The following is a 13,420-nucleotide window of genomic DNA, read 5'->3' as shown; positions in this document are numbered from 1 at the left end:
ATGCTCACCCCCGGCCACGCCACCGCAGCCGCAGCCCTGCGAATCGAGCGAGACCCCGTCCCGGCCGCGCAGGTCGTCGCCGGCGCTCCCGGCACCGGGTCCACAGTGCTCGGCATGCTCGGCGACACCGAGATCGGCGTCTGGGAGATGTCACCGGGGTCCATGCGCGACGTCGAGGCCGACGAGGTGTTCCTCGTGCTGAGCGGCGCGGCGACCGTCCACTTCGAGGACGACGGGCGCCGCATCCGGCTCGCCCCCGGCGACATTGTTCGGCTCAGCGCCGGCATGCGCACCGTCTGGACCGTGACGGAAACGCTTCGCAAGCTCTACCTGGCCTGACCGCCCACCCACCCACCGCGAAACCGCAGTTGTGCGCGAAATGCGCGCGTTTTAGCGCGCACAACTGCGGTTTCGCGGGAAGTAAAGCGGGGGCGGAGCGGGAAGAGCGTGCGACGGAAAGCGTAGCGGAATCGCCATTCAGGGACGAGAATCGCCGCGTACGCGGAGTTCACCGCCGGGATCGGCGATTTTCGCGTGATTCGACACGCCGCGCGGGGCCGAACGTCCCGTTCCGCCGGATTGTGCCGGCGACGGCAGTATGTTGAGCACACACAATGAGGTGTTTGCGGCCAGGTGGGCGGTCGCGCAAGCCTCCGGCTTGATCCGAAAGAGGTCATCATGTCAGTTGATCAACCCACCCAGAAGAGACTCGGCGACGCGGAGCACCTCAAGGTCCTGGGCTACGACGACTCGTTCGTCCGCTCCATGTCCTGGTGGGGGAACTTCGCCCTCGGCTTCACCTACCTGTCGCCGCTCGTCGGGGTGTACTCGCTGTTCGCCCTCGCCCTGAGCACGGGCGGGCCGCCCTCGATCTTCTGGATCGTCATCGTCGGAGCCGGACAGCTCCTGGTGGCCCTGGTCTTCGGCGAGGTCGTGTCCCAGTACCCGATCGCCGGCGGCATCTACCCGTGGTCGCGCCGGCTCTGGGGCAAGCGTTACGCCTGGATGGCTGCCTGGGTGTACATCTGGGCGATGCTGGTGACGATCACGGCGGTGGCGGAGTACGGCACCGGCTTCCTCGCGAGCCTGATCAACGCCCCGGTGACCAACGAGGTGACGCTCGGCCTCTCCGCACTCTTCCTCATCGTCGCCTTCGGGATCAACTTCTCCGGCACGAAGATGCTCGCGCGGGTCGCCCGGATCGGTCTGGCCGCCGAACTCATCGGCGTCGTGGGCCTCGGGCTGTACCTGCTGATCTTCCAGCGCAAGCAGGAGTTCAGCGTGTTCTTCGACTCCATGGGCGTTGAGGGCGATGGCAGCTACGCCGCGGCCTTCCTCGGCGCGGCCCTCGCCGGGCTCTTCCTGTTCTACGGGTTCGAGGCCTGCGGCGATGTCGCGGAGGAGGTCGAGAGCCCGGCCAGGCGCATCCCGACGGCGATGATCATGACGATCCTGGTCGGCGGAGTGTCCGCCCTGTTCTCCTTCGGCGGTTACGTGATGGCCGCTCCCGACCTCCAGTCGATCGTCAATGGAGAGAACGCCGATCCGATCCCCGCGATCCTGGAGTCCTCTCTCGGCACCGTCGGGTCGAAGCTCTTCCTCGTCGTGGCGCTCACCGCGTTCCTGTCCTGCGTGCTCAGCCTGCAGGCCGCGGCCAGCCGCCTGCTGTTCTCGTTCGCCAGGGACGGGATGATCCCGGGCCACAAGTGGCTGGCCCATGTGTCCCCACGCCGCGCCGTGCCGGTCAACGCCCTCATCGTCGCCTGCACGATCCCGCTGCTGCTCTGCCTGTTGATCTACGTTGGCGGGAGCACCCTGCTGGTGCGGATCACTGCCTTCGCGGTGATCGGCATCTACGTCGCGTTCCAGGCCGTGGTGCTCGCCGCGCTCCGGCAGCGCCTGAAGGGCTGGAAGCCGGCCGGACCGTTCAACCTGGGCGGGGCCGGGATCATCGTCAACATCCTCGCCCTCGCGTACGGACTGTTCGCGATGTATCTCCTCGGCCAGCCGGGGACATCCGGGGTCATCCTCGACGACTGGATCGTGCTCATCGGCCTCGGCGTCGTGATGGGCAGCGGGCTGCTCTACCTCTTCATCGCCAAGCCGCACAGCGCCTCGCACGCGCCGGAAGGCGACGCCATCGAGATGGCCAGGCAGATCCGGGAGCACCCCAGCACGCAGTAGAGACCTCCGTGCACGCAGAAGGGCCCGTCGAAAGACGGGCCCTTCTCGTCGTTCGCCCCGCGCTGCCCGGGGGAACAGGAAAGGCCCGCCGAAGCGGGCCTTTCCTGACGATGATGGAGCTTAGATGCTGTTCACGTCGAGCGGGATGCCGGGGCCGAACGTGGTCGAGACGGCGCCCTTCGTGATGTAGCGGCCCTTCGAGGAGCTCGGCTTGAGGCGAACGATCTCCTCGAGTGCCGCGCCGATGTTCTCGTTCAGCTGCTCGGCGGTGAAGGATGCCTTGCCGACGACGAAGTGCACGTTGGAGTGCTTGTCGACGCGGAACTCGATCTTTCCGCCCTTGATGTCGGAGACCGCCTTCGCGACGTTGGGCGTCACGGTGCCGGTCTTCGGGTTCGGCATGAGGCCGCGCGGGCCGAGGACCTTACCGAGACGACCGACCTTACCCATGAGCTCGGGGGTCGAGACGGCGGAGTCGAACGAGGTGTAGCCGGCGGCCACCTTCTCAATGAGCTCGTCGCCACCGACCTCGTCGGCGCCGGCAGCGATAGCTGCCTCGGCGGCCGGGCCGGTTGCGAAGACGATGACGCGGGCGGTCTTACCGGTACCATGCGGCAGGATGACGGTGCCGCGCACCATCTGGTCTGCCTTGCGCGGGTCGACACCAAGCTTGAGGGCGACCTCAACCGTGGAGTTGAACTTGGCGGAGCCGGTCTCCTTGGCCAGGGTGACGGCCTCGGTGGGGGTGTAGAACTTGTCGGCTTCGATCTTCTCGGCCGCGGCCCGATAGGCCTTTGACTTCTGTGCCATTTGAATCTCCTGTACAAAAATTTGAGAGTGTGGTGCGAGCCTGGCTGGCTCTTCCACGTACTGCTGGGTGGCGGGATGCCGGGGGGTGAGGGTTAGGCCTCGACCGTGATGCCCATGGAGCGGGCGGTTCCGGCGATGATCTTCGATGCCGCGTCGAGGTCGTTGGCGTTGAGGTCAACCATCTTCGTCGTGGCGATCTCGCGAACCTGCGCCTGGGTGAGCTTCGCAACCTTGACGGTGTGCGGGGTGCCGCTGCCCTTGGCAACGCCGGCTGCCTTCTTGATGAGCTCCGCCGCCGGCGGGGTCTTCAGGATGAACGTGAATGAGCGGTCGTCGTACACGGTGATCTCAACCGGGATGACGTTTCCGCGCTGGGCTTCCGTCTGGGCGTTGTACGCCTTGCAGAACTCCATGATGTTAACGCCGTGCTGGCCAAGCGCCGGCCCGATGGGCGGTGCTGGGTTGGCGGCGCCGGCCTTGATCTGAAGCTTGATCAGACCGGTAACCTTCTTCTTCGGTGCCATTGTTCTTCCTTCTTATTGATGTTCGAGCAGCCACAAGGGCATGCTCTCCCGAGGGCCCGGACGGGCCCCGGTGGACTTAAAGCTTGGTGACCTGGTCGAAGCTGAGCTCGACCGGGGTCTCACGTTCGAACAAGGACACCAGCACGATGAGCTTGCCGCTCTCCGGCTTGATCTCGTTGATGGAACCGGGCAGGCCCGCGAACGAGCCTTCCTTGATGGTGATGGTCTCGCCGATCTCGAAGTCGATCTCGGCGGGAAGCACGCGGGACGCGGCCTTGCCGCCCTGTCCGCCGCCGGTCTTGATGCTCGGAGCCTCTTTGATCTCGACGAGGCTCTTCAGCATGCCGAAGGCCTCCTCGAAGCGGAGCGGGGTCGGGTTGTGCGAGTTGCCGACGAAGCCCGTGACTCCGGGCGTGTGGCGCACAACGGACCAGCTGTCCTCGTTGAGGTCCATGCGAACGAGAACGTATCCGGGGATGCGCACGCGGGTGACCATCTTGCGCTGGCCGTTCTTGATCTCGACGACGTCTTCCATCGGAACCTCGACCTGGTAGATGTAATCTTCCATGGCCATCGACTGCTTGCGGTTCTCGATGTTCGACTTCACGCGGCGTTCGAAGCCGGCGTAGGAGTGAATGACGTACCACTTGCCCGGCTGGAAACGCAGTTCCTTGCGGAATTCGTCGTACGGGTCTTCGGGCGTCTCGTCGGCGGCGACCTCTTCGGTTGCGGCGACCGGGGCCTCGTCCTCGACGGCCTCGGCGGCGGCCTCGGCCTCGTCGGCGGAATCGATGTCGAGGGCGTCGTTGACGACCTCGTCGGCTTCGGGATCGGTGGCCTCGGCGAGGGCGTCCAGCGCGGCGTCGAGGTTGTCCTCGATGTTGGCGTTGGGGTCGATGACGTGCAGGGCAGCGTGCTCGGCGGGCTCTACGGCGTCTTCTTCTTCGGCGAGGATGTTGCCTTCCTGCGCCTCATCCTCGTCGGAGGACTGCTCTGCGGCGGTAGCCCAGTCGACGTCGCCGTGTTTCGTCTCAGTCACTAAATCTCAGTCCTTATCTATCGAACAGGCACGAAATCGTTGCCCGTTCAGAGTTGCCATGAAAATCAACGCAGGATGCGCCGGGCGGCACGTGCTCTAGCCCGTGGGCGTTCCGAACACATAGGTCACGACGAGCGCGAACACCCAGTCGAGGCCGGACACCAGGGCCATCATGATGACCACGAAGACCAGCACGACGCCCGTGTAGCTCAGGAGTTCCTTGCGGGTCGGCGTGACAACCTTGCGGAGTTCGGCCAGCACCTGCTTGATGAACAGGGTCAGCCGAGCGAACGGTCCGCGCTTCGATTCGCGGGCGATTCTCGCGTTGGCGACGATTTCCTCACTAGGTTCGTCGATAACTGTTCGGGCCACCTGTCACACCTTTCATGGGCCGACGGAAATACCACCGACTTGCAGGGCGGACAGGACTCGAACCTGCAACCTGCGGTTTTGGAGACCGCTGCTCTACCAATTGAGCCACCACCCTAGGAATGAAATCCCCACCACCTCGTCGCGCGCATCCCGGTTGTCAGACAACAAAAATGGGCGCAGAAAAGCATGGCAGATTTCAACTACCTCGATCAAGTCTAGGTCACTCCGGCACCCCTGTAAAGCCGAGCCCGGCCTGTGCCGGACCGGACGGTCCCCCTATGCTCGTATCGTGGCCCACGAACTCAAGCGAATCTCCACCCGAGTCGGCTCCATCGCGGAGTCGGCAACCCTCAAGGTCGACGGTAAGGCCAAGGCGCTCCAGGCGGCCGGCCGTCCGGTGATCAGCTACGCCGCCGGCGAGCCGGATTTCCAGACCCCTGAGCACATCGTCGATGCCGCGCTGGCCGCGGTGCGGGACCCGAAGAACTACCGCTACACGCCCGCGGCGGGACTGCCGGAACTCCGCGAGGCCATCGCGGCCAAGACGCTGCGCGACAGCGGGCTGGAGGTGTCGCCCGGCCAGGTCGTCGTCACTAACGGCGGCAAGCAGGCGGTCTACCAGGCGTTCGCCACGCTGCTCGACCCGGGCGACGAGGTGCTCGTGCCCACGCCGTACTGGACCACCTACCCCGAGGCGATCAGGCTTGCCGGCGGCATGCAGGTGGACGTCTTCGCCGGCAGCGACCAGGGCTACCTCGTCACCGTCGACCAGTTGGAGGCGGCTCGAACCGAGCGCACCAAGGTGCTCCTGTTCGTGTCGCCGTCCAACCCCACGGGGGCCGTCTACTCCCCGGAGCAGACCAGGGCCATCGGCGAGTGGGCCGAGGAGCATGGCCTGTGGGTCGTCTCGGACGAGATCTACCAGAACCTCACCTACGACGGCGTGCGCGCCGTCTCCATCGTCGAGGCCGTTCCGGCGCTCGCCGACCGCACCATCCTCGTCAACGGCGTCGCCAAGACCTACGCCATGACCGGCTGGCGGCTCGGCTGGATGGTCGGCCCGGCCGACGCGATCAAGGCCGCCGCCAATCTCCAGTCGCACCTCTCGTCCAACGTGTCGAACATCTCCCAGCGTGCGGCCATCGCCGCCCTGAACGGACCGCAGGATGCCGCCCTCGCGATGCGCGACGCCTTCGACCGCCGGCGCAAGATCATCGTCGCCGAGCTCAACAAGATCCCCGGCATGCTCACGCCGACCCCGCAGGGCGCCTTCTACGTCTACCCCGACGTGTCCGGCCTGCTCGGGCGCACCTGGGGCGGGGTGACCGCCAACACCTCGCTCGAACTCGCCGACCTCATCCTCGACCAGGCCGAGGTCGCCGTCGTCCCCGGCGAGGCCTTCGGCCCCAGCGGGTACCTGCGCCTCTCCTACGCCCTCGGCGACGCGCCGCTGGTCGAGGGCATCCAGCGCCTCCAGCGCCTCTTCGCCTGACCCGAGCCCCTCCCAACCCCCTGAGGGGTCGCAAATCGACCTTCCCGAGCCCGATGAAGGTCGATCTGCGACCCCTCAGGGCGGCGAACCACGCGGGAATGTGGGAATCTGGGCGCATGACATCCCTGGCCCCCGTCGTGCGGGTGCGCGACCTGCGCAAGTCCTACGGAAGCGTCGACGCCGTCAGCGGCGTCAGCTTCGACATCCACGCCGGTGAGACGTTCGCCCTGCTCGGGCCCAACGGCGCGGGGAAAAGCACCACGATCGAGGTCCTCGAGGGCTACCGCGACCGCACGTCGGGCGAGGTGAGCGTGCTCGGCGTCGATCCGCGGCGCGGCGGGCTGGGCTGGAAGGCGCGCCTGGGCATCGTGCTGCAGTCCGCGGCCGAGAGCGGCAACGTCACCGTGACCGAACAACTCACCCACTTCGCGGGCTTCTATCAGAACCCGCGCCGCGTCGGCGAGGTCATCGAGGCCGTGGGCCTCCAGTCGAAGGCGAAGACCCGGATCGGCAAGCTCTCCGGCGGACAGCGGCGCAGGGTGGATGTCGCGCTCGGGATCATCGGACGGCCGGAGTTGCTCTTCCTGGACGAGCCGACCACGGGTTTCGACCCCGAGGCGCGCCACCAGTTCTGGGACCTCGTGCGCCGGCTCAAGGCGGAGGGAACCACGATCCTGCTCACCACCCATTACCTCGACGAGGCCGCGCAGTTGGGCGACCGCGCCGGGGTGATCAACGAGGGCCGGCTGATCGACATCGGCGCGATCGACGAGATCGGCGGCGCGGAGGCGCGGGTGCCGCTCGTGCGCTGGCGCGACGAGGCGGGGGTGCTCCGCGAGGCGCGCAGCCACGAACCCGCGCGGATCGTTGCGGGCCTCGTCGCGTCGCTGGGCCGCGAGCCCGGGGACCTGGAGATCATCCGCCCGAGCCTGGAAGACGTCTACCTCGGCCTGGTCCGGGGCGCGCGGCCCGACCCCGAGAACAGCCGCGAGACAGAGGTCCGTGCATGAGCACGGCCGGCACCGCCACGACGCCCGCTCGCGGAAGCCTGGGGCGCATCCTGCGGCTCGGCGCGACCCGGGTGGGGTACGAAACGCGGGTCTACTTCCGCACGCCGGACAGCGTGTTCTTCACCTTCCTGTTCCCGTTCATCATGCTCGGCATCTTCACGGCGGCCTTCGGGGCGGCCGGCAACATCGGCACGGCGCCGGACGGCAGCGGGGGCATCAGCGTCGGCGCGTACTACCTGCCCGGCATGCTCGCCGCCGGCATGCTGCTTTCCGGCGTGCAGAACCTGTCCGTCGACATCGCCGGGGAGAAGTCCGACGGCACGCTCAAGCGCCTCGGCGGCACGCCCCTGTCCCCGCTGAGCTACTTCATGGGCAAGATCGGGCAGGTTCTCGTCACCGGGATCCTCCAGGCCGGCCTGCTGCTCCTCGTCGCCCGCTTCCTGCTCGACATCGAGCTGCCGAGCGAGCCGGAGAAGTGGCTGACCTTCGCGTGGGTGTTCCTGTTCGGCGTCATCACCTGCGCCTTCCTCGGGATCGCCCTCTCGGCGCTGCCGCGCTCCGGCAAGAGCGCCACGGCCGTGGTCATCCCGATCGTGCTGGTCCTGCAATTCATCTCGGGGGTGTACCTGCAGTTCTACGTCCTGCCCGAATGGATGCAGAACATCGCGAGCCTGTTCCCGCTGAAGTGGATGGCGCAGGGCATGCGCGCCGTCTTCCTGCCGGAGGGTTTCGCCTCCCTCGAACCGTCCGGATCCTTCGACCTCCCGCTGGTCGCGCTCAACCTGGCCGTCTGGCTCGGGGTCGGGCTCGTGCTCAGCCGGCTCACCTTCCGCTGGATCCGCCGCGACAGCTGACCCGCCCGCCTCGCCCGCTGAGGGGGCGACTGGTTACAGGTGCAGCCCGACGAGCACGGGTTCCGGCTGCAGGATGACACCGAACTCGGCCTGCACGCGGCCCTGCACGTAGCGGGCCAGTTGGGCGATTTCGTCGGCTGTGGCGCCGCCGGTGTTCGTGAGGGCGAGCGTGTGCTTGCTCGACACGGCGGCGCGCGAGCCCGGCAGCCGGAAGCCGCGGGAGATCCCCGCGTGCTCGATCAGCCAGGCCGCGCTGAGCTTCACCAGGCGCACAGTGGCCCCCGCTCCGGGGATCGGCCCGACCCCGGCGTAGTCGGTGAGCGGGATGACCCGGTCGGGCAGCTCGTCCGGGGGCCCGATCGGCCAGCGCGGGGCGTCCCCCGGCAGGGTCCGTCCGAAGGCTTCGGTAACGATCGGATTCGTGAAGAACGACCCGGCGCTCCACGTGTCGTGGTCGCTCTCGTCGAGCACCATCCCCTTCGACGCGCGCAGGGCGAGCACCGTGTCACGGAGCGTCGCGAGCGAGACACGGTCCCCGAGCTGCACGCCGAGCGCACCGGCCAGCTGGCCGTAGGCGACCGGCGCGCTGAGCGCGCTGCCCAGCACGGATGCCTCGGCCGTCGTGTCGTGCAGGTCCAGCTCGACCGCGAGCACGATGCCCCGCAGCCCCTGCTTGAGCGCCGAGGTGCGGTAGCCCAGCTCGAGCTCGGCCGCCTCAAGCCGGCGGCGGGCGCCCGTTTCGTAGTCGAGGAAGTCGATGGCGACCAGGCTGGAGTCGAGTTCCTGCCCGTACGCGCCGATGTTCTGCACCGGGGCCGCCCCGGTGGAGCCGGGGATGCCCGAGAGCGCCTCGATGCCGGCCCACCCCTGGGCCACGGCGTGCGCCACGACGTCGTCCCACGGTTCCCCGGCCTGCACGCGCAGGCGCACCCGGTCCTGGCCGGCCGCGGGCGGGGTGACCTCGATCCCGCGGGTGATCACCCGGATCACGGTCCCGTCGAAGCCCTCGTCGCTCGCGACGGTGTTCGAGCCGCCGCCGAGCAGCATCCAGTCATCGCCGGAGGCCCAGGCCGCCAGGGCCGCGTCCACGAGCTCCTGCTCCGTGGCCGGCAGGGCCATCCGGACGGGGACGCCGCCGACGCGCAGGGTCGTGAGCCGGGACAGGGGAACGGGATCGGGATCGGTCATCGACATGCGGCTCAGGCGAGGTTGACGCGCGCCTGCGCCTTGCCAAGGACCTTCTGGTCGTTGAACGTGACGGTGAGGTCGATCCGGGCGACCCGGGCTTCCTCGTCGATGGCGCCGACCTTCGCGACAACGGTCACGACCGCTCCGTCGACCGGGTCCACCAGCACGGGCCGGGTGAAACGCACCTGGTAGTCGACGATGCGCGCGGGGTCGCCGGCCCAATCGACGACCGGCTGCACGGCGAATCCCATGGTCAGCATCCCGTGCGCGAGCACACCGGGCAGGCCGACGGAGACGGCGACGTCATCGCGGTAATGGATCGGGTTGAAGTCGCCGGATGCCCCGGCGTAGCGCACGAGGGAATCGCGGGTCAGCGGGAAGCTGCCGCCCGCGACGACGTCGCCGACGCTCAGGGACTCGAGGGTGGGTGCGGTGCTCATTCGTCTCCCCTGACAACGAGGGTGGATGTCGCGGTGACAACGTGCTCGCCGCCGGCGTCCACAACGTTCGACTCGGCCGTCACCATCGAATGGCCGCCGAGGGTCTTGACGCTCGCCACGGTCAGCGTCGCGGTGAGCTCGTCCCCGGCGACGATCGGTCGGCTGAAGCTGAAACGCTGGTCGCCGTGCACGACCCGGCTGAAATCGATCCCCGCACCGGGCTCCGAGAGGAGCTGGGCCAGCGTCGCCTCCTGGACGACCACGGCGAAGGTGGGTGGCGCGACGACGTCGGCGTAGCCGGCCGCGCGGGCGGCCTCCGGGTCGTGGTTGATCGGGTTGGTCGCGAAGACGGCGCGGGAAAACTCGCGCACCTTCTCGCGCCCGACGAGGTACGGCGGCGCGGGCGGGAAGACCCGGCCCTGCAGTTCGGGGTTCACAGACACATGACGAGTGTAGTTGGGCGGGGCGAAGCGGCTCCCTGCCGGCCCGGGATCGGGCAGAGTAGTGAGCGTGGAATTCGTGCGCGTTCGCCTGACCGACCCCAGGGTCGACCCCCTGCTCACCGACCTGCGCCGCGAGTACGACGCCCGCTACGGCGACGGGGACTCCGTGCTCGACGCCCCGGCCGAGGCGTTCGACCCTCCGGCGGGATGCTTCGTCGTGCTTCTCGAGGAGGGGCGCACGGTCGCCGGCGGCGGCATCCGGCGGCTGGATGCGGGCACCTGCGAGGTCAAGCGCATGTGGACCAGCCCGGATTATCGCCGGCGGGGCCTCGCCAGCGCCATGCTTGCCGAGCTCGAGTCGGTGGCCCGGGAACTCGGCTACGCCACGGTGCGGCTGGAGACCGGCCCCGCCCAGCCCGAGGCGCTCGCCCTCTATCGCCGGCTCGGCTACCGGGAGATCGGCAACTACGGCCAGTACGAGAACGCCACCGGATTCGAGCGTCGCCTCGCAGGCGAGGACGCCTGAGCCACCGGCAGGCCGGGGCCCGGCATTGGCCTGCGGCAGCCTCTGGCGGTAGCGTTGGCATCGCGATGCATAACAAACTAGTCCCCCACCCCGACGTCCCGTTCGACCTCCCCACCGCCGAACGCATTCACGCCGCCGTCGCTCACTACGGTGAGCAGACCGTGATCGACAACTCGATCGCCCTCCTCCGCGCCAAGAACGCCGGCAAGGACTTCCTGCTTTACGCCGGCGGAAAGCACGCGCTGGGCATCCTCGATGGAGCCCCCGCCCTGTACTGGCCGGAGCTGTGGGGCGCTCGTGCGCTGCTCTACGTCTGGAGCGCCGCCGCCGCCCCGTACGTCGTCGTCGGCCTCACCAACCAGGCCTGGCGGGTGCGCGAGATGTGCGCCAGGGTCATCCTGCTCCGCGGCCTCCAGGTCGCGCCCAAGCTCGTGCGAATGACGACCGATGAGGTGCCGCGGTGCCGGGCCGCAGCCCTCCACGCTCTCGCAGCGCAGGGCACGGCCGACGACCTGGGCGCCATCACCGCGCGCCTGCGCGACCCCGACAAGGACGTGCGCCGGGCGGCCCAGCAGGCCCGCGACGAACTCACGGCCCGGCTGGAACTCCCCACGGAGCCCGCTCATACCGGTGAGTAACCGCTTCGAGCGGTACGTCGCGATCGGCGACAGCTTCACCGAAGGCGTCGGCGACGACCTGCCCGGCGGACAGGTGCGCGGCTGGGCCGACCTTGTCGCGCTCGGGCTCGCCGAGGCGTCCACCGCCCCGGTCGCCTACGCGAACCTCGCCGTCCGCGGCAAGCTGCTCGGACCCATCGTCGCGGACCAGCTCGAGCCGGCCCTGGCCCAGTCCCCCGACCTGGTGAGCATCTGCGGCGGGGGGAACGACCTGATGCGTCCCCGGGTCGAGATCCCCTACGTCGTCGACCTCCTCGGCGTCGTGGTCGACCGCGCGATCGCGCAGGGCGCGCACGTGGTCATGCTCAGCGGGGCGAACCCGTCCCGGCACCTGCCGATGGGCGCGCTCATCCAGCGCCGCGGCGACCTGCTGGCGGATGCCTGCCGGGCCGCGTTCACCCGGCCCGGGGTCACGCTCGTCGACAATTGGGCCGACAGGGAACTCGAGGAGCGACGCTTCTGGTCGGCCGACAAGCTGCACCTGAACGCGCGCGGGCACACCAGAATCGCCGCGCGAGTGCTCGACGCCCTCGACGTGCCGGTTCCCGGTGAGTGGGGAACGGATGCCGAGGGCCAGGCGCCGGCCGACGACCGCGTGCAGGGAACCGCCGCCTACTACCGCGAATTCGTGCTGCCGTGGATCGGACGGCGCCTCACCGGGCGCTCCTCCGGCGACGGGCGTCCGCCGAAGCGACCGATCCTGGAACCGGTCGACCTCGGCTGACCTCGGCCCGTCCGGTTAGTCGGTCACGTCGCTGGCGCGCCCCTCCATCATGTCCCTGAACTTGCGGAGGTCTCGCTTGACGACGTGGTCATCAACGCCGAAGATCGCGCCGGTCTTCTCGACCAGCCCCTCGGCCGCCCAATCGAGCCGCACCGTCACCCGGCAGGACGCGTCGGACAAGGCGTCGAAGCTGACCATCCCGGCGTGCGTCTCGTCCCCGCCGATGCTGGTCCAGGAGATGCTCTCGTTGGGGCGCTGTTCCATGATCACGTCGAATTCGCGAGCTTCCCCGCGGATCCTGACCTTCCAGTGCGAGCGGGTCTCGTCGATCTTCGTGACCGAGTCGACGAATTCGAGGAACTCGGGAAGCGATTCGAGGTGGGTCCACCGCGCGTAGGCCTGCTCAACGGGGACGTTGAGGTCGATTTTTTCGGTGACTCGTGCCATTTTCATCCTCCACATTGGGTGCGTGTCGGCCCTCGTAGCGTGGCCGTGGCCGGGGACGGCGTCGCCTCGGACACCGCGCGCGATGGACAACCCCGCGGGCGCTGACGCGCGAACCATGCCCCGACGCAGAGACTATGCGCCCTGGGAGGGCAAATGTCCACCCCCTCGACCGGCCCTTCGAAGGTTGGTACAGTTCCTGCAGATAGGGGTGCTCCCCGAATTCCGACCCTTAGGCCCTAATGAGAGGGTCCCCATGCGGTAGGAACAGAAGCACACCCATCGGGGGTAGGACATCGTCGGGGTGACCTGCCCCCATACCCGGGCCGCACGGCAACTCACGGCAGCTCAGCGGCGCGGCAGGAACGGAAAAGTCCCGAGATCTTCAAACCTCGGGACTGTGGTAGCGGGAGCGGGAATTGAACCCGCGACACCACGATTATGAGCGATAAGACTTGAATCAGTAGACCTAGATTGCGTTTTCTGCTCGTAAACCAGCGTTTTAGATAGATGCTGCGACCCCGAGTGGCCCGGGTGATCCCTCAACATCCCGTATCTAGAAAGGAGTTTAGACCGGAGTTTCTAAGGGCTAAACGCAATACCGTTCAGTTAAGGTCTTTCGTGTTACGTTGACGGTATGGCGCGTACAGGGTGGGTGAAGCCGGTCTCTGATCGCCGGCTGTCAGATTTGGT

At 68.0% G+C, this 13,420-nt stretch carries 16 protein-coding genes and 1 tRNA gene; 8 read left to right on the top strand and 9 right to left on the bottom strand.

What is annotated here, in order from left to right:
- Window positions 1–339, top strand: coding sequence for a cupin domain-containing protein (locus E3O23_RS15295; RefSeq protein ID WP_134492480.1), 339 nt, complete (start codon window positions 1–3; stop codon window positions 337–339).
- A 339-nt stretch (window positions 340–678) separates the two neighbouring features.
- Window positions 679–2,184 (top strand): APC family permease, encoded by a 1,506-nt coding sequence (locus E3O23_RS15290; protein WP_134492478.1) that lies wholly within the window; start codon window positions 679–681, stop codon window positions 2,182–2,184.
- Window positions 2,185–2,304: 120 nt separating this feature from the next.
- Here the strand turns inward: E3O23_RS15290 and rplA are convergent, their stop codons facing one another.
- From rplA to E3O23_RS15265, 5 genes are all read right to left on the bottom strand, one after another.
- On the bottom strand, window positions 2,305–2,994 hold the full coding sequence (rplA, locus tag E3O23_RS15285; protein ID WP_092323404.1) for a 50S ribosomal protein L1: 690 nt from the start codon (window positions 2,992–2,994) through the stop codon (window positions 2,305–2,307).
- Between the two features lie 92 nt (window positions 2,995–3,086).
- A complete protein-coding gene (gene rplK, locus E3O23_RS15280; RefSeq protein ID WP_092323402.1) occupies window positions 3,087–3,518 on the bottom strand; it encodes a 50S ribosomal protein L11 in 432 nt (143 codons plus the stop codon).
- A gap of 76 nt (window positions 3,519–3,594) precedes the next feature.
- Window positions 3,595–4,557 (bottom strand): transcription termination/antitermination protein NusG, encoded by a 963-nt coding sequence (gene nusG / locus E3O23_RS15275; protein ID WP_134492476.1) that lies wholly within the window; start codon window positions 4,555–4,557, stop codon window positions 3,595–3,597.
- Window positions 4,558–4,653: 96 nt separating this feature from the next.
- Window positions 4,654–4,929 (bottom strand): preprotein translocase subunit SecE, encoded by a 276-nt coding sequence (secE, locus tag E3O23_RS15270; RefSeq protein ID WP_134492474.1) that lies wholly within the window; start codon window positions 4,927–4,929, stop codon window positions 4,654–4,656.
- 42 nt (window positions 4,930–4,971) lie between these two features.
- A tRNA-Trp gene (locus E3O23_RS15265) sits at window positions 4,972–5,044 on the bottom strand.
- 174 nt (window positions 5,045–5,218) lie between these two features.
- On the opposite strand from E3O23_RS15265, the gene E3O23_RS15260 reads away from it, so the two are divergent.
- The 3 genes from E3O23_RS15260 (at window position 5,219) to E3O23_RS15250 (ending at window position 8,285) form a co-directional block, all read left to right on the top strand.
- Window positions 5,219–6,421, top strand: coding sequence for a pyridoxal phosphate-dependent aminotransferase (locus E3O23_RS15260; protein WP_166790537.1), 1,203 nt, complete (start codon window positions 5,219–5,221; stop codon window positions 6,419–6,421).
- A gap of 116 nt (window positions 6,422–6,537) precedes the next feature.
- Window positions 6,538–7,431, top strand: a complete 894-nt coding sequence (locus E3O23_RS15255) for an ABC transporter ATP-binding protein (protein ID WP_134492472.1) — start codon at window positions 6,538–6,540, stop codon at window positions 7,429–7,431.
- Entirely contained in the window at window positions 7,428–8,285 is an 858-nt protein-coding gene (locus tag E3O23_RS15250) for an ABC transporter permease (protein WP_134492470.1), read from the top strand. Before E3O23_RS15255 ends, E3O23_RS15250 begins: the two co-directional genes overlap by 4 nt.
- A gap of 33 nt (window positions 8,286–8,318) precedes the next feature.
- Here E3O23_RS15250 and E3O23_RS15245 read toward each other — a convergent pair whose 3' ends face one another.
- From E3O23_RS15245 to E3O23_RS15235, 3 genes are read right to left on the bottom strand one after another with little or no spacing between them, the layout of a single operon-like run.
- Window positions 8,319–9,473, bottom strand: a complete 1,155-nt coding sequence (locus E3O23_RS15245) for a UDP-N-acetylmuramate dehydrogenase (RefSeq protein WP_134492658.1) — start codon at window positions 9,471–9,473, stop codon at window positions 8,319–8,321.
- 11 nt (window positions 9,474–9,484) lie between these two features.
- A complete protein-coding gene (locus E3O23_RS15240) occupies window positions 9,485–9,913 on the bottom strand; it encodes a MaoC family dehydratase (RefSeq protein WP_134492468.1) in 429 nt (142 codons plus the stop codon).
- On the bottom strand, window positions 9,910–10,356 hold the full coding sequence (locus tag E3O23_RS15235) for an FAS1-like dehydratase domain-containing protein (protein ID WP_134492466.1): 447 nt from the start codon (window positions 10,354–10,356) through the stop codon (window positions 9,910–9,912). The genes E3O23_RS15240 and E3O23_RS15235 overlap by 4 nt, the downstream gene beginning before the upstream one ends.
- Window positions 10,357–10,423: 67 nt before the next feature.
- Between E3O23_RS15235 and E3O23_RS15230 the strand changes: the two genes are divergently transcribed.
- From E3O23_RS15230 to E3O23_RS15220, 3 genes are all read left to right on the top strand, one after another.
- The gene (locus tag E3O23_RS15230) at window positions 10,424–10,882 is read left to right on the top strand and encodes a GNAT family N-acetyltransferase (RefSeq protein WP_166790536.1); all 459 of its coding nucleotides are present in this window, start codon (window positions 10,424–10,426) and stop codon (window positions 10,880–10,882) included.
- A gap of 65 nt (window positions 10,883–10,947) precedes the next feature.
- A complete protein-coding gene (locus E3O23_RS15225) occupies window positions 10,948–11,520 on the top strand; it encodes a HEAT repeat domain-containing protein (protein WP_134492462.1) in 573 nt (190 codons plus the stop codon).
- Window positions 11,513–12,283 (top strand): SGNH/GDSL hydrolase family protein, encoded by a 771-nt coding sequence (locus E3O23_RS15220; protein ID WP_134492460.1) that lies wholly within the window; start codon window positions 11,513–11,515, stop codon window positions 12,281–12,283. Before E3O23_RS15225 ends, E3O23_RS15220 begins: the two co-directional genes overlap by 8 nt.
- Before the next feature lie 15 nt (window positions 12,284–12,298).
- On the opposite strand, the gene E3O23_RS15215 is transcribed toward E3O23_RS15220, so the two are convergent.
- Complete coding sequence (locus E3O23_RS15215) at window positions 12,299–12,730, bottom strand: SRPBCC family protein (RefSeq protein ID WP_134492458.1); 432 nt, start codon at window positions 12,728–12,730, stop codon at window positions 12,299–12,301.
- Window positions 12,731–13,420: the final 690 nt, after the last annotated feature.

The organism is Cryobacterium tagatosivorans (assembly GCF_004402215.1).
Taxonomy (GTDB): domain Bacteria; phylum Actinomycetota; class Actinomycetes; order Actinomycetales; family Microbacteriaceae; genus Cryobacterium; species Cryobacterium tagatosivorans.
This window is presented reverse-complemented; position numbering and strand designations above follow the sequence as displayed.